We start from the raw sequence: 22,636 nt of genomic DNA, 5'->3' as shown, positions 1-22,636 counted from the left end.
ATTGTGCGGAATTGTCGGCGGGACTACCGTGCGGTCCATTCACCCGGCTCCTCCCCACCCTGGAGCGACATGCCTGCCACTCCCCTCGGGCTCCGGCGCGCCCGCGTGCTTCCCGCCGCCGTGCTCGCCGTCCTCGCCCTGCTGCTGACGCTAGCTGTCAGCTGGTCCGCCCCACCCGCGCACGCCGCGGCCACGGTCTACGAGGCCGAGAACGCCGCCCTCTCCGGCGGCGCCGTCGTCGCCACCGACCACACCGGCTACACCGGCACCGGCTTCGTCGGCGGCTACACCGACAGCAACAAGGGCACAGCCGACACCGTCTTCACGGTCAACGCGACCGCCACCGGCAGCTACACCTCGACGCTGCGCTACGCGAACGGCACCGGTTCGCCGATGACGCTCTCCGTCTACGTCAACGGCACCAAGCTCGGGCAGATCTCGCTGCCCGCCACCGCCGACTGGAACACCTGGGGCACGGTCGCCACCACGGTGAGCCTGACCAGCGGCAGCGACACCATCGGCTACAAGTTCGACTCCACCGACAGCGGCAACGTCAACCTCGACAACACCACTCTCGCCCCGGTACCCGCTCCCCCGCCCGGCCAGTACGAGGCCGAGAACGCCGCCCTCTCCGGCGGCGCCGTCATCGCCACCGACCACACCGGCTACACCGGCACCGGCTTCGTCGGCGGCTACACCGACAGCAACAAGGGGACAGCCGACACCGTCTTCACCGTGACGTCCTCGGCGGCCGGGGCCACCCCCGTGACGCTCCGTTACGCCAACGGCACCGGCTCAGCGAAGACGCTGTCCGTCTACGTCAACGGTGTCAAGGCTCAGCAGGACCAGCTCCCGGCCACTGCGGACTGGAACACCTGGGGCACCGTCGTCGACACGCTCACACTCACGGCGGGCAGCAACACCATCGGCTACAAGTTCGACTCCACCGACAGCGGCAACGTCAACATCGACAACATCACCGTCGGCAGCCCGGCGTCCAACAGTCCGTCACCGACGCCCAGCCCGACCGGCACCGGCACCGGCGGTGGCTCCGCGCAGGTCTACCAGGCGGCCACCGCGTTCTGGACCGGCGGGCCGACGCTCGCCACCAGCCTCGCCGGCTACACCGGCGGCGGCTACCTGACCGGGTTCTCGGCAACGGGGGCGGTGGTGGACTTCACCAGCGACGTGCCGAGCGCCGGCAGCTACCCGATCGCGCTCTCGTACTCCAACGCCACGGGCTCGACCCAAACCATCTCGCTCTACCTCAACGGCGTGAAGAGCAGCCAGATCTCCCTCCCCGGCGGAACCGGTTGGCTCAGCGCCACCCAGAACGTCACGCTGCGGTCGGGCCTGAATCTCGTCGCCTATCGGACCGACTCCGGTGACAGCGGGAACATCGCGATCAACAGCCTGGCCGTGACCGGTGGCACAGCGCTCGCCGCGCAGGGTGCGACTCTGCCCTACACCGAATACGCCGCCGCATCCGCCCAGACCAACGGATCCGTACTGCCCTACAGCACCAGCTACCCGAGCCTGCAAGCCGAGTCCACCGGCCGCCAGGCCGTCCAGCTCACCGCGACCGGCCAGTACGTACAGTTCACCCTGACCAAGCCCACCAACGCGGTGGTCCTGCGCTACTCCATCCCCGCCAACGCCGACGGCTCCACCGCCACCGCGCCACTCGCCCTGTACGCCAATGGCAGCAAGCTGCAGGACCTGAGCCTGACCAGCCAGTACTCCTGGCTCTACGGCGGCGGCTACACCGACACCCACACACCCAGCAACGGCGTCGCCCACCACTTCTACGACGAGACCCGCGCCCTGATCGGCAACTGGCCCGCCGGCACCGTCCTCAAGCTCCAGAAGGACGCCGCCGACACCGCTGCCTCCTACACCATCGACGTGCTGGACGCGGAGCAGATCGATCCCGCTTTCACGATGCCCGCCACCGGCTACACCTCCGTCACCAACTACGGTGTCACGCCGAACAGCGGCGCGGACGACACCGCCGCGATCAACAACGCCCTCAGCGCGCTGTCCGGCACCGGCACCGGCCTGTGGTTCCCGTCGGGCACGTACCTGATCTCCGGGCGGATCAACTTCGCCAACGTCAGCATCCGTGGCGCGGGCGAGTGGTACACCACGATCACGTCCACGGCCGTCAACGGCGCGGGCGGCCTCTACGCGACGGGCGGCAGCAGCCAGATCGCCGACCTGACCATCGCCGGTGACCAGACCTCCCGCAACAACGACTCCGGTGCCGCCGGCATCGAGGGCACCTTCGGCTCCGGCTCGCTGATCTACGACGTGTGGATCGAGCACGCCAAGGTCGGCATCTGGGCCGTCCCAGGCAACGGCCTCTACGTCGTCGGCGATCGGATCCGCGACGTCTTCGCGGACGGCCTGCACGTCCACGGCGGCAGCAGCAACACCCGCGTCGACCAGACCGAGGTGCGCAACACCGGCGACGACGAACTCGCGCTCGACACCGAGGGCGGCAACGTCACCGGCTGCGCCCTGACGAACAACACCGTCAGCAGCCCGATCCAGGCCAACGGAATCGGCGTCTACGGCGGCGGGAACAACACCGTCTCCGGCAACCTGGTCTCCGACACGGTCGCCTTCGGCTCCGGGATCACTATCAGCACCCGCTTCGGGGCCGGATTCACCGGCCCCACCACCGTGAACGGCAACGCCCTGGTCCGGGCGGGCTCGTACAACACCAACTGGGGCTCGGCGATGGGCGCCCTGTGGATCTACGCCAACCTCTACGACATGACACAACCCGTCACCGTCAGCAACAACAGCATCAGCAACGCCAGTTACCAGGGCGTCCTGCTCAGCTACGCGAAGCAGATCAGCAACCTCACCCTGGACCACCTGTCCATCAACGGAGCCGGGACCTACGGCATCGACATCTCCAGCGTCACCGGCAGCATGACCGCCGACAACGTCACCGTCACCGGAGCCGCCTCCGGCGGCCTGAACAACCCCGGCGGCTACACCATCAACCGGGGACCGGGCGACAGCGGCTTCTGACCCGGGGCGCCATGCGGCGGGGTGACATGTCCAGATGCCGCCGACCAACCAGCACAGCCGCTGTACGGTCCCCGAGGTCGTGGCCATTGCTGCGCTGTTCGGTCTCAGCGACCACGCCGACTGCCGAGCGGTGACTGCCTGGCTCAGAGCGGGGCCGGACGTCCGGGAGCGATCCCGGCCGTCCGGCTCCTGCGCACGTCCAGCCGGCTCTCCGCCGTCGTCACCACCCACGTGACGTTTGGCCATCGCCGACCGGTCTCGATCAGGTACCCGACCGCGACGGCCAGCGCAGCGAGCGCAGGCTGCACCCGTACGGGATCGTCGCCCATTCGGGCCGGTGGTACGTCACGGCCACGGACCGGCATCAGGTGACCAGCATGGTCTTCTCGTAGTCGGGGCCGCGTCCCGGACCGCCTTGGCTCAGCCCAGCGCGTGCATCAGGGAGGTGACATAGGCATCCAGCCGCTCCTCCACGGCTCGGGTCGTCAGCTCGGTCCGTCCTGCCTCCCGCCACGGCTTCGCCACCCACTGCACTTCCTCCGAGAACGCCAGCGGCTCCCGCACCTGCCAGTACAGCCGCTCGTCCGCGGCCGCGGCCAGCATCCCGCCGGCCTCCTGGTACGCCTCGATGAAGCGCAGGCCCCACGCAGGGCCATGCAGCAGCGCGAGATTGGTGGAGCAGTGCGCCACGTCGAGGTCCGCCGGGCCCCAGGAGGCCGCCGCCCAGTCGACGACGCCGGTGATCCGGGCACCGGCGGCGCCGGCGGGGTCCTCGGGCGGCAGGTCGAACAGCACGTTGCCGGGCTGGAAGTCCCGGTGCAGGAACCGCCCTTCGTAGCGCGGCGCGGGCTTGCGGATCACGTCGATCGCGGCGGCCCAGACCGCGGCGTCGGCGCCCTCGGGGGTCACGACCGTGTCGGCGGTCGTCAGCGCCACGTACTCCCGGGGCCGGACGGCCGGCCGCACCGCGTGGACTGCCACGAGTTGACGGGCCAGCAGGGGCAGACGCGTCTCGAGCCCCTCGTCGTCGAGGACCGTCCGGCCCGGCAGGTGGGTCATGAGGAGCGAGGGGTACTCGCAGTGCGCGGCGGTCGGATCGACGGCGACGAGTCCGGGAGCCGGCACGCCGGTGCCGGTAAGCGTGGTCAGGGCGTCGGCTTCCCTGTGCAGGAGGTCCTCGGCCGGCCCCTGCCGGGTCGGGTCGACGAAGGAGCGCAGCACCAGGTGCCGGGTACCTCCGTCCCGCGTGCCGATGGCCAGCCTCCGCATCTCGGCGGTGGCCCCGCCGTGCAGCGCCTCGGCTCCGACGATCCGCTCGCCGGCCACCAGATGCCGGCTCACCCAGGCCCGTGTCAACGGTCGGACAGTCGCCGCCTCATCATGATTGGTCACCGTGCCACCTCATCATCCGGACGGCGGCACACGCGAACCCTTACGGGCCAGAGCCCTGTCACCGCGCGACCGGCCGCGACCGCCGCGAGGCACGCTGTACGGCCGTTGCGCTCATGTACGGGTGGACGCTCCCGCTGCCACCGCGCCGTTCACGGTGACGAGGTCACGGAGGCGTCGAGCCGCGCCGCGAGCCCGAGCAGGTCCGTCAGGTACAGCACGCGTCCGCCGGAGCCCGGCAGGGGCACGTGCAGCGGGGCGGTCCAGCGGTCCGGGATCGCGTGCAGTCCGTCAGCGCCGGCTGCACACGATCGAGGGGCGGTCCCACCAAGACCGCTCCTGACGCGCCACCTAGGCCGTGTCCGGCGAATCGCTGTCGGGACAGCTGGACGGAGGTCAGTACCAGAACGCCTTGATGACGGCCTGGCCGGCTCCAGCAGCTGCTCGGTAGAAGCGGACGAGACCTTCGTGGTGGCTCAGGCAGATCTCTCGGGCGAGTGTTGGGTTGCCCCAGCTTGCAGAGATCGCGGCACCTGAGGCCTCCCAGAGTGTGAAGAAGGAGGCGGCGTCCAAGAAGGCCGCCGTTTCTCCGACGTGCTGCGGCCGCAGGATCAGGAACGAGGGGCCGTCCTCGCGGGGAACGAGTTCACCGCCGAAGATCGGCAGTCCGCTCGGGATCCCAGGGTCGGTGGGGCCGTCAGGGGTGCCGGTGTAGAGGTGGTTGACGCCCGCGAAATCCTTCTCGATCGAGTCGGCGATCCCTGCGGTGTACTCCTCCTGGTGGTCGGCCCAGGCCGCCAGCATGAAGGACTCGACCCACGCGCTGTCCGGGTGGATCTCCTCTGGTGGGGCAGCCCGAAGGTGCATGTGGAAGCTCACTGGGTTCGCCTTCGTAAGGTGGTCCGGTTCGACGCCCGGAACCTATCGGAGAGCCCTGACAAGCGATGCCCTGGCTGCTGACGCCGCACCTGGCCCGGCTGGTCGGTCACGACAGTCTGTTGCTGCACCTGCGCCGCGCCGAGGACAGCGGACTGTTCGACCGGTTCCGAGACCACGCCGAGGAGCTGTGGGAGCGCGGCACACCGATCGCGTGAGGCGTGTTGAGGGCGCGGAGCCGCGACGAGACGACGTGCGGCGACGCAAGGGCCCCGTGGACGGCGTCCACGGGGCCCCAACAGGTAGCGGGCATCCCGTGGTGCTGTTACCGCGCGGGGCGTTGGGCGTAGGTGAGGACCGTGTCGCTCAGCAGCGTGCGCATCTGGGCCAGCAGGTCGGCCGAGTCCCGGGCGACCTGCGCGGGCGGGTGTCCGGCGACCATGCCGCGGCTGATCGACTCCAGCAGGGTCGAGTGCACCCAGCCGAGCTGGCCGGCCACCAGACCGGGCAGGCGAGCGGCTCGGATCTGGTCATCCGTCGTGACAGCAGCCGGCGTCGCCTCGGACTCGGCATGCAGGGTGGCTTCCAGATCGGCGACGGACTCCTGGCGCAGGTGCGACAGGGCGGATTTGAGTGTCGGTGAGGCGTCCACCACCTTGGCGAATCGCCCGTAGCCGCCGACCAGCCCCAGCTCGGGCGCGCCCGCGCCCACCGCCTCGCCGAGCCCGCGCAGGACAGCTTCCGCGGCCGACTCGCCCACCCCGCGTTCCCGCACCATGCGCGACATCCGTGTGACGCTGCGGCGAGTGCGCTCGAGGAAGAGGTCCTCTTTGGCCGGGAAGTAGTTGTAGACGGTGTTGACCGAGACGTCGGCCGCCGCAGCGATCTCCGCCATCGTCACCGCGTCGAAGCCGCGGTCCAGGAAAAGGCCCGCGGCCGTCTCCGTGATGTGCTGCCTGGCCTGCCGCTTCTTTCGCTCCCTGAGTCCTTCTGCCGCCATGCACCCAGCATAGCTTTCCTGGGGTCCCAGAAAGTTTGGTGTAGTTGCAAAATTTCAATGACTCTGTTTTTCTGGACAGCATGGCACTCATCGAGACCTCCGGGCTCACCCGGACCTTCCGCACCAAACGCGGGCCCGTGCATGCGGTCCGGGGCATCGACCTGACGGTCCCCGCAGGCGAGATCCTCGGCTTCCTCGGCCCCAACGGAGCCGGCAAGACCACGACCTTGCGCATGCTCACCACACTGCTCCCGCCGACCGGCGGAACCGCCCGCGTCGTCGGCTGTGACCTGGCCGCCGACCCGGGCGCGGTGCGCCGCCGGATCGGCTACGTCGCCCAGTCCAGCGGAGTGGATCCGCACACCTCCGTCCTCGAGGAACTGGTCACCCAGGCCCGGCTCTACCGGCTGAGCAAGGCCGACGCCCTCGCCAGGGCCGAGGAACTGCTCCACGACCTCGACCTCACCGAGCTGGCGGAGCGCCGCACCGGCGCACTCTCGGGCGGCCAGCGGCGCCGGCTCGACATCGCGATGGCGCTCACCCACCGCCCGGCACTGCTCTTCCTGGACGAGCCCACCACCGGGCTCGACCCGCGCAGCCGGGCCGAACTGTGGCAGCTGGTCCGCCGTCTGCGCGACGAGCACGGCACCACCGTCTTCCTCACCACCCACTACCTCGACGAGGCCGACGCCCTCGCCGACCGCATCGTGGTGGTGGACCGGGGCGTCATCAGCGCCGAGGGCACCCCGACCGCGCTCAAGGCCCGCTACGGCAGCTCCGCCGGCGCCACGCTCCAGGACGCCTTCCTCGCCATTACCGGCCACGACTTCACCGCCGAAACCGTCCCCCGACCGACAAGGAGCCGTGTATGAGCGCCGCCGTCATCCCCCTCGCCCCGCAGGCCGACCCACCGCGTTCCTCGCTCACCGCCGACACCGCCCTGATCTTCAGCCGCTACGCGCGCCAGACCCTGCGCTCCCGCTACCAGATGGTCTTCGGCGTCCTGCAGCCGCTGCTCTACCTGGTCTTCTTCGGCCCCCTGCTCACCGGCATCCACCTCGGCTCCACCGGCAGCTCCTGGCAGGTCCTCGTCCCCGGCCTGCTGCTCCAACTCAGTCTCTTCGGCTCCGCGTTCACCGGATTCTCGATCATCATCGAGAAGAACCACGGCATCGTCGAACGCATGCGGGTCACCCCCGTCAGCCGCCTCGCCCTCCTGCTCGGCCGCGTCCTGCGGGACGCCTGCCTCTTCGTCACCCAGGGCGTCCTGCTCGTCCTGGCCGCCCTCGCCATGGGACTGCACGCACCCCTGCCCGGCGTCCTGATCGGTTTCGCCTTCGTCGGACTGCTGACGCTCTCGCTGGCCTCGCTCTCCTACGCCGTCGCGCTCAACGTCGACCGGCCCCAGGAGTACGGACCGCTGGTCAACGCCTTCACCATGCCGTCCATGCTGCTCTCCGGCCTCATGCTGCCGATGACCTTGGCCCCGGGCTGGCTGAACGCACTCTCCCACCTGGTGCCCTTCCGCTACCTCGTCGACGCCATGCGCGACGCCTACCTCGGCCACTACGCGACACCCGCCGTCCTCGAAGGCGCCGCCGTCGCCCTCGCCCTCGCCGCCCTCTCGCTCACCATCGGCACCCGGGTCTTCCGCAAGGCAGGTGCCTGAAGCAGGCCCGACGCACCGTCGACCGGGTCTGCGCCCCAATGAGGGCAGCCGTTTCCCGACGTGACTCGCCGGGGCGGCGAATGAATCGGAGCCGGCCCGCTGAGACCAGCTGGGGGCGCCCAAGTGCCAGCCGGGGGTGGACGGGGTGGACGACAGGCCGGGGTGGCGAAGGGCAAACCAACACCATCCGGCCGCCACGGTTCGTGTACCCGGCCTCCTTCGCGCAGAACTTCCCTGATCGGCACGCCCTTCCAGCCGCGCGTGTTGCCGGGGTGTTCCTGCGGCACCGCCCCTTCCTGACCCGTCAGTTGCCGACCGCTCCCACCAACGTGACCATGACCCTGACCGCTTCACGGTCCGTCAGCTCCTGTTCCCGGCAGAGCGAAAGCCAGGTCGAGAACGCCGCCGCATGGCCGATCACCGCCCGCCGGACGGGCTCAGCCGCCGTCGGCCACGCATCGGCCAGCACCTCGAGGTAGCGCCTGTCCCTCGCCTCCCAGGCCTCGCGAATCGGGTCGGGCGCCGCGTGCAGGTCGCGGCTCACCAGCGTCAGCATCCGCTCGCCCGCGCGGTAGAAGCGGTAGAGGTCGGCGAGCCCGGCCGTCAGCCGTTCGACCGGATCCTCGATCGCGCCCCACTCCTCGGGCTGGGGCAGCTGCTGCCGCGACAGCCAGTGCCCCGAGCAGGCCTGGAACAGCGCGGTCTCGTCGGGGAAGTGCCGGTAGACGGTCAGCCGGGTGACCCCAGCGCGCTCGGCGATCGCCGCGATGCTGGTCGACGCCGGTCCCGTGGTGCCGTGCAGATGCACGGCGGCTTCGACGATGCGCTGCCGCGTCCGGCCCACGTCCTCGGCACGCTTGCGCATCTCGTAGCCACGCGTTTTCGATGAACGCTGCTTCTCACTCACCTGTTGACGCCCTGCGATCCGAGACGGACACTTTTTAGGAGAACGCCAGTGTATCTCCAAATTGCATGGAGGAGTGATCACCATGACAGAGCCGCTGGCACCGCCGCTCACCATCGTCCGCCCCGGCGAGGGAGGTGAGGGCTACCTCGGCTCGATCGGGGTCGCCTTCAAGCTCTGGGGCGCCGACACCAACGGCGCGGTCTCCGTCGTCGAACACCCCTTCCCGGTCGGGGCGTTGGTGCCGCCGCACCTGCACACCCGGGAGGACGAATACTCGATCGTCACCGAGGGTGAGATCGGCTTCCGTTCCGGCGACCGAGAAGTCGTCCTGGGCGCCGGCGGCTACATCACCAAGCCGCGCGGGGAGCTGCACACGATGTGGAACGCCGGTCCTGTCCCGGCTCGGATGATCGAGATCATCAGTCCGGCCGGCTTCGAACACTGCTTCCGCGAACTGGCCGAGATGCTCGCCGACGGGCCTCCGCCGACCGAGGACGCGATACCGGAGCTCGCCGCCAGGTACGGGCTCCAGTTCGGGCAACCCGACTGGCTGCCCGACCTCATCGCGCGGTACGGCCTGACCCCGCCGTTCGGCGCCCGACCGAGCTGACGACCCGGTCTACTCGCCTGGGCCCGGGGCTCGGCCCGGCCCGCTGACACGGGCAGGCGTGGAGAGGACCGGATCCTAGTGCGGTGCCGCGTTGATCCTTCGGGGCGGCCGGGTTGGTCGGGGTGGTCGGGGTGTTTGCGGGAGCGGACGGTGATCCCGGTCTTCTCGTCCACGCTGAGCACCACGGCGTTCGGCGGACGGTTGCGGTACAGGTCACACACATCGGCCGCGCGAACGAAGAACTCCGGGTCGGCCGGGCGGGTCAGCCAGCCGCGCACCAGATGTGGTGTGAGGTCGACTGAGTCGAGAATGCGCCCGACCTGGGAGGCGGAGACCGCGAGCCCGCCCAGGCGCAACTGCCTGGCCAGCAGCCTGTGGGTCCAGGGCTCTCCGGGGTCGGCGGCGTCTCTGCCGATGATCTCGCGGTCGGCACCGGTCCGGTGCACCGGTGCCGACCGCTGCCGCCGGGTCGGGCAAGATAGGCGTCATGGCCAGACCGAGCGCCGCCAAGGCGGCGGCCCTGCACCAGCGCCTGACCACTTATGCTCGACGCTGGCCGCAAATCTCTGAGATCAAGGTCCGCTACCGGGCCGGATACGCCTACATCGACTCCACCGTCGAGGACGAGGACCGCGACATGAGGCCGAGGACGGAACGCTCGCGGCCATGATGGCCACCAGCAGTTACCCGCAGCCGGTCGCCGGCGACCTGGTCAACACCGACGCCTTGCTCGGCCAGGACGGATTCGTCGGCATGAAGACGGGCTCCGATGACGCGGCAGGGGCTGCTTCATGTTCCGGTCCCAGCTACCCACCGAGCGGCGGCGTAACGGTGATCGGCGTGGTGCTCGGGCAGCGAGGACGCGACCTGATCGCCGAAGGACTGTCCGCGTCGAACAGACGAGGAGTAGGTAACGATGCACAACCAGGAACAGCCCATCGCGACCCAAACGCGCTCCGACGCCGCGTCGGCGGGGCTGAATGCCGGATCGGGTCGTCGAAATGAGTCGGCCTCGCTCCACGGGCGGGTCACCCGACTGAAACCGGCCCTGTGGTTCCTGCTCGCGCTCGCCGGCCTCTACGGCCTCGCGGTCTGGAGCGTGATCGGGCAGTCAACGGAGAACGCGCTGGTCGCCGGGCAGACCGGCCGGGCGTCGATCCTCCACTGGAGCCTGGCAGCCGGCCTGCCGCCGCTGAAGCGGGGGTCGGCGGCGATGGCCGCGGGCGTCGTCCTGATCGCGGCGGTAGCGCTGCTACGCCGACGTTGGCGCGAGGGCGTCGCCGGGATCGGGATCGCGGTGGCCACCGTAGCGACCGCGACGACGTTGCACGCCGTCCTGCCCCGGCCCGGGCTCGTCTCAGCGTCGCAGGGACTCACCGGCGCGAGTTTCCCCAGCGGTACCACCGCCATCACGGCCGGACTCGCTCTCGGGGCCGCAGTCGTCGTTTCCCCAAGTGCCCGACCGTACGTCGCGGCCCTCGGCGCACTCTGGCTCGCCGTCACCGCCGGCGCCGTGCAAGCACTCTCCTGGCACCGGCCCAGCGACGTCCTCGGCGCCACCCTGCTGGCCTGCGTCTGCCACGCCACGGCCACCGCCCTGCTCCCACGCGGCGAGCAGGGTGAGCGGGGCGAACGTGGCGAGCGGGGCGGCACAGGCCGCTCCCGCGCGTTGCCGCCGCTGGCCCTCGCCGCGGCAGCAGCGCTGCCGGCGAGCGGGCGCGAGGATTCCATCGCGCACCCGCTGGTGTTCGCCGGTGTGGCCTTCACGTGCGCGGCGCTCGTCTGGATCACCGCGACGGGACACTCCTCCCGACCCGGCCGCAGGACAGAATCCACGAAGCCTGATACCGCGGCCGGTTCGAGCCTGTGACATCCTCCCGCCCGGGGTTGCGGGCGAGCACCGTCGCACGTGGAGCGGGTCGGCAAGGGCTGTCCGGTACCGGTCGGAGTCCGGAGCCTGAACGGGGAAACACTTCCGGCCTCGGCCCGGGCACTGGCAACATCCGGATGGTTTAGAGCAAGGTCCGCTACCGGGCCTTCGGCACCCCCGCATCCGCCCTCGACGGCACCGCCGGACTCTACCTCGGGGACCCACCCGCCTCACCGATCAGACGCCTGAGGGATCAACGCGGCGCTGCACCAGGGGGCCGCCCTGAGCCGTCACCTGGCGGCCGAGGGCATCGTCGTGAGTGACGTGAACCGTCCCGATCGGGCCACTCGCCGCCGGGTCGGCAAGAGTGACGCCGCCGATGCCGAGGCCGCCGCCCGCGCCGGGCTCGGGGGCCGGGCAACGGTGTCGCCGAGGAGCAAGGACGGCCCGGTGGAGGACCTGCGGGTGCTCAGGGTTGTTCGAGGTCGTCAAGGACTCCGCGGTCCGTTCCCGGACCCAGGCCATCAACCACCAGCTCAAGGCCGTCCTCGCGGCCGCGCCTCAGCCCGAGTCCGCGTCGAAGCGGAGCTTGGAGGTGATGCGGTAGCGGTCTCCGCGGTAGAAAGCCTGGGCGAATTCGACGGTGCGTCCCTGGGTGTCCCTGGTCGTGCGCTCGACCTGGAGCAGAGGCGCGTAGACCGGGCAGTCGAGGAGATCGGCCTGGTCAGGGTTGGCGACGGTCGGTTCCAGGGTCTGGACGGCGTCCATGACGGTGATCTGGAAACGGTCGCGCAGGAGCCGGTAGAAGTTGCCGGATTCCACGTCGCGCGGCTGCAGGCCGTGGACCAGTTCGGCCGGCAGTTCCAGGCTTTCGATGGACATCGGTTCGTCGTCGACGATCCGCACCCGGGTGATCCGCAGCACCAGGTCTGTCAGGGCGAGCCCGAGGCGGGCGGCCCGCGTGTGGCCCGCCGGGGCGGTGGTGAAGGAGATCACGCGGCTGCTCCACTCCCCCTCGGCGGGGGGCACCGCCAGCGCGTTGGTGGTGGTGCCGGTCATCTCCTGGGTGACCTTGTGGGGGGCGGTGAAGGTGCCGCGGCCGTGTTGGCGGACCAGCAGGCCGCTGCGGATCAGGTCCTCGACGGCCGCGCGGATGGTGGGGCGGGACACGCCGAGTTCCTGCGCGAGGTCGCGTTCGGCCGCGAGGCTGGTGCCGGGCCCCGACTGCTCAATGACGTCGAGGAGGTGGGCGCGCACCAGGTCGCGCTTGGCGGTCGCGCGGGTGGCTGGTCTGCCGTTGCTGGTCATGGTCCTATCGTCCCGGAAAGGTGAGGATGGGTCGTCATCGCGCGGCGGCGGGCAGGCGTCCGACGGGGACGCCGAGGGCGCGCAGGCGGTGGCGGTGGTGGTCGAGGCGGCCCAGGAATTCCTCGAGCTCGCGCGGGCCGGTGGACCAGGCGGTTTCGGCGAGCGCGCAGAGCCGAGGGTAGGCGAGGTAGTCGGTGTGCGCGGGGGTGGGCGCGTACTCGGTCCACAGCTGTGCCTGGACGCCGAGCACCCCCGGGGCCATTCCGGCGGGGTCGCCGACGGGGAGGGCGCCGCCGCCGAGGGGGTCGAAGGCGTGGACGTCCTCGAGGGTGACGATCTCCCCGGGCTGGCCCTGCGGCTCTTCCGGCTGGGTGCTCTGCGGGTAGTCGAGGTAGGTGGAGGTGTGCGGGGCCATGATGACCTGGTGGCCGTGGGCCACGGCCCGGGCGCCGTGGTCGGGATCGCGCCAGGCGGTCAGTGCCATCGCTTCCGGGAGTCGGCCGGCGCTGTGGCCGGTCTCGTCCCAGCAGGCTGCCCGGCGGTCGTGGGCGGCGAGGAAGTCGTGCATCTGCCGCAGGAACCATCCGTGCAGTTCGTCCACTCCGCGGAAGCCGAGGCGTGCCGCCCGGCGGCGGGCTTCGGGGCTGGTGTGCCATGCGGTGGTGGGGCACTCGTCGCCGCCGATGTGCACGTAGCGGGCGGGGAAGACGCTCATGGTCTGGGCCAGGACCTGGCGGCAGAAGTCGAGGGTGTGGTCGTCGACGGAGAGGATGTCCTCGCTGATGCCCCATCGGGTCCAGACCGGCAGGGTGCGGTCGGGATGGTTGCCCAGGTTGGGGTAGGCGGCGAGGGCGGCGCGGGTGTGGCCGGGCATCTCGATCTCGGGGACGATCGTGACGCCCCGGGCGGCGGCGTGGGCGACCAGGGCGCGCAGTTCGCGCTGGCTGTAGTAGCCGCCGTGCGCGGTGCCATCGAGGTGGAAATCGCCGGGAGGGCCGATCTGGGACTCGGTGCGCCAGGCGCCGATGTCGGTCAGTCTGGGCAGGCCGTCGACCTCGATGCGCCAGCCCTGGTCGTCGGTCAGGTGGAGGTGCAGGACGTTGAGTTTGTGCAGGGCCAGGCGGTCCACGGTCTCGAAGAGGTAGTCCAGGGGCATGAAGTGCCGGGCGACGTCCAGGAGGAGTCCGCGCCAGGCCAGGCGTGGCCGGTCGCGGATGCTGATGCAGGGCCACCACCACGCGTCGGCCGGGGCGGTGTCGGCGGCGAGTGCCGCGGGCGGCAGGAGCTGGCGCAGGGTCTGCACGCCGTTGAGCAGGCCGGCCTCGGCGGGCGCGGTCAGTTCCACGCGTCGGGGCCGGATGTCCAGTCGGTAGCCTTCGGCGCCGAGCTCCAGCTGGTGGGAGGGGTCCAGGCCGAGCCGGATCACCGGGCCGGCGTGGGTGCGGGCCCGGCCCGGCCCGAGGTAGCCGGCCAGCAGGTCGGCGGCGGGTTCCGCACCCGGTCCGGGTTCAAGGCGCAGGGCAGAGCCGATGACGAACCGTCCGGGATGAGGGGTCAGTTCGCTGGGTCGGGGGATGATCACGTGGGCCTTTCGGTACGGAAGCCGGGGGCGACGGGATACTCCGCGCGGCGGGGTGCCCGCGGGCGGCGAGGGGTCAGTCCTTGACGGCGCCGGCGGTCATGCCGGCGACCAAACGGCGTTGGATGAGCATGAAGAAGACGATGACCGGGAGCGCGGACAGAGTGGACGCGGCGATCAGGCCGCCGTAGTCGGTGCCGGTGGCGGTGCTGAAGGAGACCAGCCAGACCGGGAGGGTCTCGTGGGCCTGGTCCTTCATCAGGACATTCGCGAAGAGGTAGTCGTTCCAGGCGGTGATGAACGCGAAGACGCTGGTGGCGATCACGCCGGGCATGACCAGGGGCAGCAGGATCCGTCGGGTGATCGTCATCCGCCCGGCGCCGTCGACCATGGCGGCTTCTTCCAGTTCGACCGGGATACCGTGAAGGAAGCCGCGCAAGGTCCAAATGGTGAAGGGCAGCACGATGGCCGCGTAGGTGAGGACGAGGGCCAGCAGGTTGTCGAGCAGGTGGGCGCTCTTCAGGCTCAGGAAGACAGGGATGACCAGGGCGGGGAGCGGCACCATCTGCACGACCAGCACGGCGATCAGGAAGGTGCGGCGGCCGGCGAAGCGCAGCCGGGTGAGCGCCACGGCCGCGAAGAACGCGACGACGACCGCGAGGACGACCACGGCGGCGGTGACGACCAGGCTGTTGCGCAGGTCGGTGAGGAAGCCGGGCTTGCCGATGGCGTCGGCGAAGTTCGCGAAGCTGAGGGGGAACGGCAGGAACTGCGGGGCGGGGCTGAGGATGTCCCCGTAGGGCTTGAAGGCGGTGTTCACCATCCAGTACACCGGGAAGATCCACAGCAGGCAGAACAGCGCGGCGGCCGCGTTCAGCGGGACTCTCCGCAGCGTGGGTCGCCCGGAGGCGCCGAAGGGGGTCACAAGTCTTCTCCCGAGCGCACCAGTCGGCGCACGTAGTAGAGCGTGAGGACCAGGAGCAGCAGGACCGAGACCACCGCGATCGCGGCGCCCTGCCCGAAGGAGTTGCCGCTGAACGCCTTGGTGAAGGACCAGATCCCGAGCGTGGTCGTGCCGCCGCCGGGGCCGCCCTGGGTGAGGATCCAGATCTGGGTGAAGATGTTGAAGTCCCAGATCACCGACAGGATCGTGACCAGGACCAGGATCGGCCGCAGGAACGGCAGGGTGATCACCCGGAACACCGTCCAGGCGCCCGCACCGTCGATCGCCGCCGCCTCGTAGTAGCTGCGCGGGATCTGCGAAAGCCCCGCGTACAAGGTGAGCGCGACGAAGGGGACGGACTGCCACACCACCAGCAGCCACACGATCGCGAAGGCGGAGAGTGCCGAGGTGGTCCAGTCGTGCTGGGTCAGGTCGCCGAAGAGTCCGGTCTGCGTGAGCAGCCAGTTGACGACGCCGTAGACGGGCTGGAACAGCCACTGCCACACCAGGGTGGCCGCGACCGGCGGCATGGCCCATGAGGTGATCAGGCACAGCGTGACGGCTGTCCGCATCCGCGGGCCGAGCCGGGCCATCATCAGCGCCACGAGCAGTCCGATGACCAGGGTGCCCGCGACCAGCGCGGCGCAGAACGCGCCGGTCCGCGCGAGGACCGGCAGCAGTTGCGGGTCCTGCCACACGGCTTGGTAGTTCGCGAGTCCGGCCCAGGTGATGACGCCGGTGAACAGGGCGCGCAGGCCGTAGTCCTGGAAGGAGATGATCACCAGCCGGACCAGCGGGTAGCCCAGGACCAGCGCGAGCACGGCGGTGGCGGGGAGCAACAGGAGGTAGGGCAGGGCGTGGCCGTGCCGGCGCGGTCGCCGGGCGCGACGGGGCGGGCGGGCCGCCGCCCCGGTGGGGGCGGGCGGCGCGGTGTGCGATTCGGTGGTGGTCGCCATGGTCACGAGGCGGCGTTGAGGGCCTGGTCGAGGTGGGCGTCGAAGTCCTTGGCAGCCTGGGCGACGCTCTTACGGCCGGTGGCGATGTCGGCGAAGAACTGGTTGATCGACAGGTCGCTCTCGATGGTGGCCCAGCCGGGGGTGGCCGGGGTGCCGACGCTGTTCTTGGCGGCGTCGAAGAATGCGGCGGAGGTCGGCGGGAGCAGGCTCTGGGTGGAGTCCAGCAGTTGGGTGGAGACCGGCGTCCAGTGGTCGGTGCCGACGATCGCGCTGGTCTGCACGGTCTGGCTGGTGGCGGCCTTGAGGTAGGCCTGGGCCAGTTGCTGGTTGGGGCTCTTGGCGGCGACGGCCAGATCCGAGCCGCCGAGGAAGACCGGCTGGGTGGCGCCCGCGGTGGCGACGCTGGGGAAGGCGAAGGTCCCTAGCCGGCCCTGAAGTGACGGGTTGTCCTTCAGGATGGTGTTGATGCTGGTGTCGACGAGGGTGGCGGTCTTGCCCTGGGCGAACATCGCCGCCTGGTCGGGGGTCTTGTTGTCGGTGTTGCGGGAAGCGACCGAGGAGTAGGTGTTCTGGAAGCTCTTCCAGGCTGTCAGGCCCTGCTGAGCGGCTGGGGATTCCAGCTGACCGGTCCACTTGCCGCCGGCGTCCTTGGTGGCGAGCTGCCCGCCGGCGTCCCAGACGAACTGCAGGGCGGCGTACCAGTAGCGGCCGGGCAGGTTCATCGCGGAGAAACCGGGGGCGGTGTCGTTCGCCTTGATCTTGTTGAGGTCCTGGGTGAACTCGGCGAAGCTGGCCGGCGGGGCGGTGATGCCGGCTTTGGCCCAGACGGTCTTGTTGTAGATCACGGCGCGGTTTCCGGCGAACAGCGGTGCGGCGAAGACCTTGCCGTCGACGGTGGCCGGGCCGACCAGGCCCGGCAACCAGGTCTGGCCGGCGGACAGGTCAGAGCGCTGGGCGGTGATGTCGGCGAGGGCGCCGGTGGCGGCGAAGAGCGGGACGTCGGTGTTGCCGATCTCCAGCACATCCGGCGGGTTGTCCTGGGCCAGCGCCGTGCTGATCCTCGTGTTGATGTTGGCCCACTCCTGGATCTGGACCTTGACCCTGGCACCGGTGGCCTTCTCGAAGGCCGTGTTGATGGCGTTCGTGGCCTGCGTGCTGAGATCGCCGTCCATCATCCACACCGTCAGCGTCCGCGTCCCGCCGGAGGCGCCACCGGTGGCGGCGGAAGAGCTGGAGCTGCTGCCGCAGGCAGCGGTCAGCAGAGCTGTCGACACAGCACAGGAGACGGCTGCCAGAGATCTGATGCGCACGGGAGTCCTCCTTGGGACAGGGTGGCGGCTGATGGATGCAGAGACTCACACATGACCATTGGTTAGGTCAAGTGGTCTGCGCCGCATCGCCGGCACCGACCCGGCATGCCGTCAGGACTAGACCAGTCTTGGCCAACTGTCTGCACATTCGGGGCCTTGACAAGTGATTGACGACGCATCACTTTTGACGACGACAGCCCGCACGGCTACTTACCAGTGGTAATTCACGGCGATGCCCACGGGCCCCGAAGCCGTGCGCCGATGCCCCCCTTTCCCCTTCCCCACAAGGAGAACCGATGGCTCACATCCACCCCCACCAGCGCATGGGCCGCAGGCGCCTCGCACTGCTCTGCGCCGCCTCGCTCGCCGGTGTCGCAACGATGCTCTATCCCGCGGTCCACCAGGCCCACGCCGACACCGTCCCGGCCATCACCGTGGACTACAGGACGACCACCACGTCCGCCTCCGCGAGCGAGATCGACCCCTGGCTCGAGGTCGTCAACTCCGGCACCGGAAACGTCGACCTGAGCGCCGTCACGTTGCGCTACTACTTCACCGCCGACACCACCGGCTCGTACACCTTCCAGTGCGCGTGGGCCCATGTCGGCTGCGCCGAGCTCACCGGCACCGTCGTCGCGATGGCCAACCCCACCGCCACCGCCGACCACTACCTGCAGATCAGCTTCTCCGCCAACGCTGGCAGCCTCGCGCCCGGCGCCAACACCCAGGATCTGCAACTGCGGCTGTACCGGGCGGACTGGCAGAACGTGAACCAGGCCAACGACTACTCGTTCAACCCCGCCGACACCGCCTACACCCCGTGGAACCAGGTCACCGGCTACGTCAACGGCAACCTCGCCTGGGGCATCGAGCCCGGCGGCGGCTCCACCCCCAGCGCCAGCGCCTCCGCGAGCGCGAGCCCGTCGGCGTCCGCGAGCGCCTCGCCCAGCAGCTCGGCCACCAGCACACCGCCGCCCGGCGGCGCCCTGTTCGACGACTTCACCTACACCGGCCCCACCGACCCGAGCCTGGGAACCCACGGCTGGTCGGTGCGCACCGGCTCCGGCGGCCCCGGCGTCCAGAACAGCTGGTCGGCCGACGGCATCAGCTTCCCGGCCGACACCACGGCGCAGGGCGGGCACGCGATGGACCTGACCGCCAGCACCGACGGCACAAGTGCGGGCACCAAGCAGGCCGAACTGGACACCAAGGCCCAGAAGTTCTTCGAGGGCACCTATGCCGCGCGGGTGTACTTCAACGACAAGCCGACCACCGGCGCCAACGGCGATCACGTCAACGAGACGTTCTACGCCATCACTCCGGACAACTCGCTCTACAGCGAGAACGACTTCGAGTACCTGCCCAACGGCGGCTGGGGCGGCCCGGCGAACTCGATGTACACGACCACCTGGTACAGCGCCGACGCCATGGACCGCGTCACCACCGACACGATGGGCAGCCTGCAGGGTTGGCACAACCTGGTAGCCACCGTCATGGGCGGCACAGTCACCTACTACATCGACGGCAAGCAGGTCTTCTCCAGCACCGGCAAGTACTACCCGCGCCAGCCGATGACCATCGATTTCAACGAGTGGTTCATCGACCTGCCCTTCACCGGCGCCCGCAGCTGGGACCAGAAGGTCAACTGGGTGTACTTCGCGAAGAACGTCGCCCAGTCCCCTGCCGACGTGCAGAACGCCGTCAACAGCTACTACACCAACGGCACCCACTTCACTGACACCGTCCAGTAACCCCGATTACCGACCTCGCCGGGGGTCGAGGGGCCGCAGGTTCAAATCCTGTCGTCCCGACCGCGTTTTCGCAGGTCGGAGGCCGCTTCCACCGAATGGTTGAGGCGGCCTCCTCCCTTGGTGGTCGTCTTGTGGTCGTGCACGCTCTCAGCGTGGTCCACCTCGGGTGGAGACGGTCGACTGGCGCAGCGTCTTGGACACGATGCCGTCCAGACCTGGCCCGGCCCCTTACTCGCCTGCCAAGTGCGCCGACGGCGACCTTCAGATTCTGGGTGCAGTGAACCTGCGGCCGCCCTCGCGCGTAGGAGGCGGTGGAACGTGCCGGGCAGTCAGCAACCGTGCAGCGCTGGAGGGTGCGAGATGTGGATCCTGAGGATCATCGGAGCGGTCCTGGTGGTGCTCGGCGGGGTGTGGATCGCGCAAGGGATCGGGGCGTTGCACGGTTCCATGATGACTGGGCACCCCGGGTACGCGGTGCTGGGGGCCGTGGCCGTGGTGGTCGGGCTGGTCCTGCTCGCCCTGGGCTGGATTCGCCGCCGACGGGAGTGACGTAACTCTGGTTGACGGTCCTCGGCCCGTCGACCAGGTCGGGCCGACTGCTCAGGCCGTAGGGGTGATCGCCCTCGCGATCAGCATGTACATCGCCGGCCTCGGCGCGTTCGTGGTCGCCGGGATCAGCGCGCTGACTGCCCGTCACGGCACGTCGGCCGGGTGCCCCTGGCGGGACGAACGCCGACCATGCCGCCCGCTAGGACGGTGCGCCTGCCTCTTCCGTGACGCCCACTTCGTCGCGCCATGAGTGCTCGGGTGTGAAGCCGAGCAGCCGACGTGCCTTATCAATGGAGAACAGACTCTCGTTCCCTTCGATCTCGCGGCGTAGCGGCAGGTCCGGATAGGCCGCGGTGATCAGGTCCTTGGTGGGCCGGGTCATGACCGTGTCGGGGCTAGCGATCAGGAAGACATCCATGCCGGTCGCGGTGTACTCCAGTGCCTTGCGGACCGCCTGTGCGCCATCTCGGGCGTCGATGTAGGACCACAGGTTCCAGCGGCGCCGGTCGATGTCGCTCTCGAAGGAAGGGAAGGCCGCGTAGTCGGCGACCTCCATGACGTTGGAGAAGCGCAAGCCGATCATCTTCAGCTCCGGGTCCCAGCGGCAGAACTGAGCCGCCATCTGCTCCTCCAGCACCTTGCCCAGCGAGTAGGTGCTCTCCGGGCTCGGCGGGTACTCCTCGTCGGCGGGCAAGTACGGCGGCGGGGTCTCGAACGGCAGGCCAAGGACGGTCTCGCTGGACGCCCAGACCACGTTGCGGATCCCCGCCTGGCGGGCGGCGGCGAAGACGTTGTAGGTGGCGGGGACGTTGTTGCGGAACGTCGCGGCGTTGGTGGTCAGCCCCGGAGCGGGGATCGCCGCCAGATGGACCACGGCGTCGAGCCCGCGGTGCCGGTCGTCCACCGCGGTCAATGCCTCCACGGTCTGGCCGTAGTCTCCGAGGTCGACCCGCACGAACGGGCAGAGCGGCTCGGCAGGCGCCACGGCGTCGAGGACGACCACCGACCAGCCGTTCTCCACAAGATCTCGTACACAGGCCCGGCCCAGCTTGCCGCTCCCGCCGGTCACGGCCACACGACGCGTCATCCGTCTCCGCCTCTTTTCCCTGCCGTCCTACACCAACGGGCTCACGCCTCAACTCGGCGACAGACTACTCGCGACGCCGCCACGTGGCGGGTGCGGTGAGCGTTGGCTGCCCGCGACGCCTGTGCGGACCTGCAGGCCGTGGCCGTGGTCGGGCGGAGCTCTCCGGCGGGGGCCGTCAGGGGCGGGACCGGCTCGGTGACGTGCTGGATCCCAGGAGAGTCGACGCGATCCGTCGCTGCGCGCGTGGCGTCGGCTCAGTCCGCTGTCGGACCGTGGGGGCCCCGCGCCACGGTCGTCCGAGGGGAAGCATCCGCCGCGAAGCTCCGGCCGCTTCAGGTCGTCGCGGCGCATATCCGCATATCCCCCGAGTGCGCGATCGTGCGCGGCATGCGTCACCCGAGTTGCTTCGTATCATCAGAAACACGGACCAAGAATCGGCCTTGAGCACTGCCGCGACAGGAAGCGGGACGGCGTGCCCCGCTCAGGGCCCTGGAGACGGCGGTGGCCAGGGTGAGTAGCGGTTCGGGGCGGGCCCCAGGCGGAGCAGGCCGCAGACGAGGGCGAGCGGTCCCCGGCGGCGGTCGGTCCCGGCAGGCGGTACTGGGGAGCCGTCCGCGGCGGGCACCGCGTCCTGTGGTTCGGGTCACCCGGCTGGAGAGCGGCGGCCGGGTGGACGACGACCGGGTGACGGTCCGGCAGGGTGAGCAGGTGCGCCGGGGCGTGCGGATTTCGGCGGCGTACTCCTGGCGGCTGCTGGCGGTGGGTGCGCTGGTGTACGCGATCTACACGATCGTGGTGCGCTTCCAGCTCGTCGCCGTGGCCGTGTTCGTCGCTCTGGTGCTGACCGCGCTGCTGCGCCCGTTGGCCGGCCTGCTGGCTCGTCGGCTGCCACGCCCGATCGCGGTGGTCGGCTCGTACCTCGGCGCGCTGGTGATGCTCGCGGCGCTGGGGTCCTTGGTCGGCAACTCGGTGGCCGGGGAGTCGGCCAGACTGGGCCAGGAGTTCCGCGGCGGACTGCGTCGGATCGAGAACTGGCTGGAGGGCGCCCCCTTCCACGTTCGGCCGAGCGCGCTGACCGGGCTGCAGGGCAAGATCGGGTCATTCATCGGGCAGCACCGTTCGCTGCTGATCAGCCAAGCGCTGAGCAGCGCGGGCCAGGTCGTCGCGGTGGTCACCGGACTTGCTCTGGCCCTGTTCTGCTCGGTGTTCTTCATCCACTCGGGCGAGGGGATGTGGCGCTGGCTCCGCGATCAACTGCCACCGGCCGTCCGCGGCCGCTGGGACCGCGCGGGCCGGGCGGCGTGGCGGACCTTCGCCGGCTACACCCGGGGGCTGATCATCGTCGCCGCCGTCAACGCGGTGATGGTGGGCATCGCCCTGCACTTCCTCGGCGTCCCGCTGGCCCTCCCGTTGACCGTCCTGGTCTTCTTCGCGAGCTTCGTCCCCCTGGTGGGATCCCCTATCGCGCTCGCGGTGGCCACCGTGGTCGCGCTGGCCGGGAAGGGGCCGGTCACCGCGCTGATCGTGCTCGCGCTCATCGTCGGGGTCGGCCAGATCGAGGGACATCTGCTGCACCCGCTGGTGATGAGCTGGGCCGTCCGGCTTCATCCCGTCGCCGTCGCCGTGTCGGTCATCGCGGGCAGCATCGTCGCGGGGGTCATCGGGGCGGTGGTGGCGGTACCGCTGGTGTCGGTCGTCTGGGCGGTGCTCGGCGAACTGCGTTCCGAGCCCCGCCACACCGAGTGAACCCGAGCGGTGCTGGCCGCCCGGGAGAGGTTCACGCAGACCGG

At 70.1% G+C, this 22,636-nt stretch carries 20 protein-coding genes and 3 pseudogenes; 12 read left to right on the top strand and 11 right to left on the bottom strand.

The genetic code is table 11. From position 1 onward, the window contains the following. Positions 1 to 69: 69 nt before the first annotated feature. Together ABIA32_RS16760 and ABIA32_RS16755 are read left to right on the top strand one after the other, a co-directional pair. On the top strand, positions 70 to 3,042 hold the full coding sequence (locus ABIA32_RS16760; protein WP_370095811.1) for a CBM35 domain-containing protein: 2,973 nt from the start codon (positions 70 to 72) through the stop codon (positions 3,040 to 3,042). A 243-nt stretch (positions 3,043 to 3,285) separates the two neighbouring features. Continuing rightward, a pseudogene (locus ABIA32_RS16755) lies at positions 3,286 to 3,401 on the top strand (WYL domain-containing protein); the annotation flags it as partial. A 61-nt stretch (positions 3,402 to 3,462) separates the two neighbouring features. Here ABIA32_RS16755 and ABIA32_RS16750 read toward each other — a convergent pair. From ABIA32_RS16750 to ABIA32_RS16740, 3 genes and pseudogenes are all read right to left on the bottom strand, one after another. After that, positions 3,463 to 4,434, bottom strand: a complete 972-nt coding sequence (locus tag ABIA32_RS16750; RefSeq protein ID WP_370095809.1) for a phosphotransferase family protein — start codon at positions 4,432 to 4,434, stop codon at positions 3,463 to 3,465. Between the two features lie 149 nt (positions 4,435 to 4,583). Continuing rightward, positions 4,584 to 4,721: pseudogene (locus tag ABIA32_RS16745) on the bottom strand (ADP-ribosylglycohydrolase family protein); the annotation flags it as partial. 106 nt (positions 4,722 to 4,827) lie between these two features. Continuing rightward, entirely contained in the window at positions 4,828 to 5,310 is a 483-nt protein-coding gene (locus ABIA32_RS16740) for a DUF1877 family protein (protein WP_370095806.1), read from the bottom strand. Between the two features lie 74 nt (positions 5,311 to 5,384). On the opposite strand from ABIA32_RS16740, the pseudogene ABIA32_RS16735 reads away from it, so the two are divergent. Then, positions 5,385 to 5,525: pseudogene (locus ABIA32_RS16735) on the top strand (XRE family transcriptional regulator); the annotation flags it as partial. A gap of 107 nt (positions 5,526 to 5,632) precedes the next feature. Here ABIA32_RS16735 and ABIA32_RS16730 read toward each other — a convergent pair. Next, the gene (locus ABIA32_RS16730; RefSeq protein ID WP_370095804.1) at positions 5,633 to 6,307 is read right to left on the bottom strand and encodes a TetR/AcrR family transcriptional regulator; all 675 of its coding nucleotides are present in this window, start codon (positions 6,305 to 6,307) and stop codon (positions 5,633 to 5,635) included. 80 nt (positions 6,308 to 6,387) lie between these two features. Between ABIA32_RS16730 and ABIA32_RS16725 the strand changes: the two genes are divergently transcribed. Together ABIA32_RS16725 and ABIA32_RS16720 are read left to right on the top strand one after the other, a co-directional pair. Then, complete coding sequence (locus ABIA32_RS16725) at positions 6,388 to 7,179, top strand: ABC transporter ATP-binding protein (RefSeq protein ID WP_370095801.1); 792 nt, start codon at positions 6,388 to 6,390, stop codon at positions 7,177 to 7,179. Continuing rightward, positions 7,176 to 7,976 (top strand): ABC transporter permease, encoded by an 801-nt coding sequence (locus ABIA32_RS16720; protein ID WP_370095799.1) that lies wholly within the window; start codon positions 7,176 to 7,178, stop codon positions 7,974 to 7,976. Before ABIA32_RS16725 ends, ABIA32_RS16720 begins: the two co-directional genes overlap by 4 nt. Positions 7,977 to 8,280: 304 nt before the next feature. Here the strand turns inward: ABIA32_RS16720 and ABIA32_RS16715 are convergent, their stop codons facing one another. Further along, positions 8,281 to 8,841, bottom strand: coding sequence for a TetR/AcrR family transcriptional regulator (locus tag ABIA32_RS16715; protein ID WP_370095796.1), 561 nt, complete (start codon positions 8,839 to 8,841; stop codon positions 8,281 to 8,283). A 124-nt stretch (positions 8,842 to 8,965) separates the two neighbouring features. On the opposite strand from ABIA32_RS16715, the gene ABIA32_RS16710 reads away from it, so the two are divergent. The 4 genes from ABIA32_RS16710 (at position 8,966) to ABIA32_RS16695 (ending at position 11,363) form a co-directional block, all read left to right on the top strand. Then, positions 8,966 to 9,493: a cupin domain-containing protein gene (locus ABIA32_RS16710; protein WP_370095794.1), complete on the top strand. Its 528-nt coding sequence runs from the start codon at positions 8,966 to 8,968 to the stop codon at positions 9,491 to 9,493. Positions 9,494 to 9,980: 487 nt separating this feature from the next. Next, a complete protein-coding gene (locus tag ABIA32_RS16705) occupies positions 9,981 to 10,163 on the top strand; it encodes a hypothetical protein (RefSeq protein WP_370095792.1) in 183 nt (60 codons plus the stop codon). Next, on the top strand, positions 10,160 to 10,498 hold the full coding sequence (locus ABIA32_RS16700; RefSeq protein WP_370095789.1) for a hypothetical protein: 339 nt from the start codon (positions 10,160 to 10,162) through the stop codon (positions 10,496 to 10,498). The genes ABIA32_RS16705 and ABIA32_RS16700 overlap by 4 nt, the downstream gene beginning before the upstream one ends. Continuing rightward, a complete protein-coding gene (locus tag ABIA32_RS16695; RefSeq protein WP_370095786.1) occupies positions 10,410 to 11,363 on the top strand; it encodes a prepilin peptidase in 954 nt (317 codons plus the stop codon). Before ABIA32_RS16700 ends, ABIA32_RS16695 begins: the two co-directional genes overlap by 89 nt. A gap of 561 nt (positions 11,364 to 11,924) precedes the next feature. Here the strand turns inward: ABIA32_RS16695 and ABIA32_RS16690 are convergent. From ABIA32_RS16690 to ABIA32_RS16670, 5 genes are all read right to left on the bottom strand, one after another. Beyond that, the gene (locus tag ABIA32_RS16690) at positions 11,925 to 12,671 is read right to left on the bottom strand and encodes a GntR family transcriptional regulator (protein ID WP_370095783.1); all 747 of its coding nucleotides are present in this window, start codon (positions 12,669 to 12,671) and stop codon (positions 11,925 to 11,927) included. 34 nt (positions 12,672 to 12,705) lie between these two features. Next, positions 12,706 to 14,253 (bottom strand): beta-N-acetylhexosaminidase, encoded by a 1,548-nt coding sequence (locus ABIA32_RS16685; RefSeq protein WP_370095780.1) that lies wholly within the window; start codon positions 14,251 to 14,253, stop codon positions 12,706 to 12,708. Between the two features lie 73 nt (positions 14,254 to 14,326). Next, the gene (locus ABIA32_RS16680; RefSeq protein WP_370095777.1) at positions 14,327 to 15,175 is read right to left on the bottom strand and encodes a carbohydrate ABC transporter permease; all 849 of its coding nucleotides are present in this window, start codon (positions 15,173 to 15,175) and stop codon (positions 14,327 to 14,329) included. Beyond that, positions 15,172 to 16,149 carry a carbohydrate ABC transporter permease gene (locus tag ABIA32_RS16675; RefSeq protein ID WP_370095774.1) on the bottom strand — a complete coding sequence of 326 codons (978 nt, stop codon included), beginning with the start codon at positions 16,147 to 16,149 and terminating at the stop codon, positions 15,172 to 15,174. The genes ABIA32_RS16680 and ABIA32_RS16675 overlap by 4 nt, the downstream gene beginning before the upstream one ends. A gap of 2 nt (positions 16,150 to 16,151) precedes the next feature. Continuing rightward, positions 16,152 to 17,459, bottom strand: a complete 1,308-nt coding sequence (locus tag ABIA32_RS16670; RefSeq protein ID WP_370095771.1) for an extracellular solute-binding protein — start codon at positions 17,457 to 17,459, stop codon at positions 16,152 to 16,154. A 296-nt stretch (positions 17,460 to 17,755) separates the two neighbouring features. Between ABIA32_RS16670 and ABIA32_RS16665 the strand changes: the two genes are divergently transcribed. Next, positions 17,756 to 19,210 (top strand): cellulose binding domain-containing protein, encoded by a 1,455-nt coding sequence (locus ABIA32_RS16665; RefSeq protein ID WP_370095769.1) that lies wholly within the window; start codon positions 17,756 to 17,758, stop codon positions 19,208 to 19,210. A gap of 360 nt (positions 19,211 to 19,570) precedes the next feature. Next, positions 19,571 to 19,759 carry a hypothetical protein gene (locus tag ABIA32_RS16660; protein WP_370095767.1) on the top strand — a complete coding sequence of 63 codons (189 nt, stop codon included), beginning with the start codon at positions 19,571 to 19,573 and terminating at the stop codon, positions 19,757 to 19,759. A 199-nt stretch (positions 19,760 to 19,958) separates the two neighbouring features. On the opposite strand, the gene ABIA32_RS16655 is transcribed toward ABIA32_RS16660, so the two are convergent. Next, the gene (locus ABIA32_RS16655) at positions 19,959 to 20,846 is read right to left on the bottom strand and encodes an NAD-dependent epimerase/dehydratase family protein (protein ID WP_370095765.1); all 888 of its coding nucleotides are present in this window, start codon (positions 20,844 to 20,846) and stop codon (positions 19,959 to 19,961) included. Between the two features lie 510 nt (positions 20,847 to 21,356). Here ABIA32_RS16655 and ABIA32_RS16650 point away from each other — a divergent pair. Next, positions 21,357 to 22,592, top strand: a complete 1,236-nt coding sequence (locus tag ABIA32_RS16650; protein ID WP_370096168.1) for an AI-2E family transporter — start codon at positions 21,357 to 21,359, stop codon at positions 22,590 to 22,592. The last annotated feature ends 44 nt before the right edge of the window (positions 22,593 to 22,636 follow it).

This window comes from Streptacidiphilus sp. MAP12-20 (genome assembly GCF_041262525.1).
In the GTDB taxonomy this organism is placed as follows: Bacteria; Actinomycetota; Actinomycetes; order Streptomycetales; family Streptomycetaceae; genus Streptacidiphilus.
This window is presented reverse-complemented; position numbering and strand designations above follow the sequence as displayed.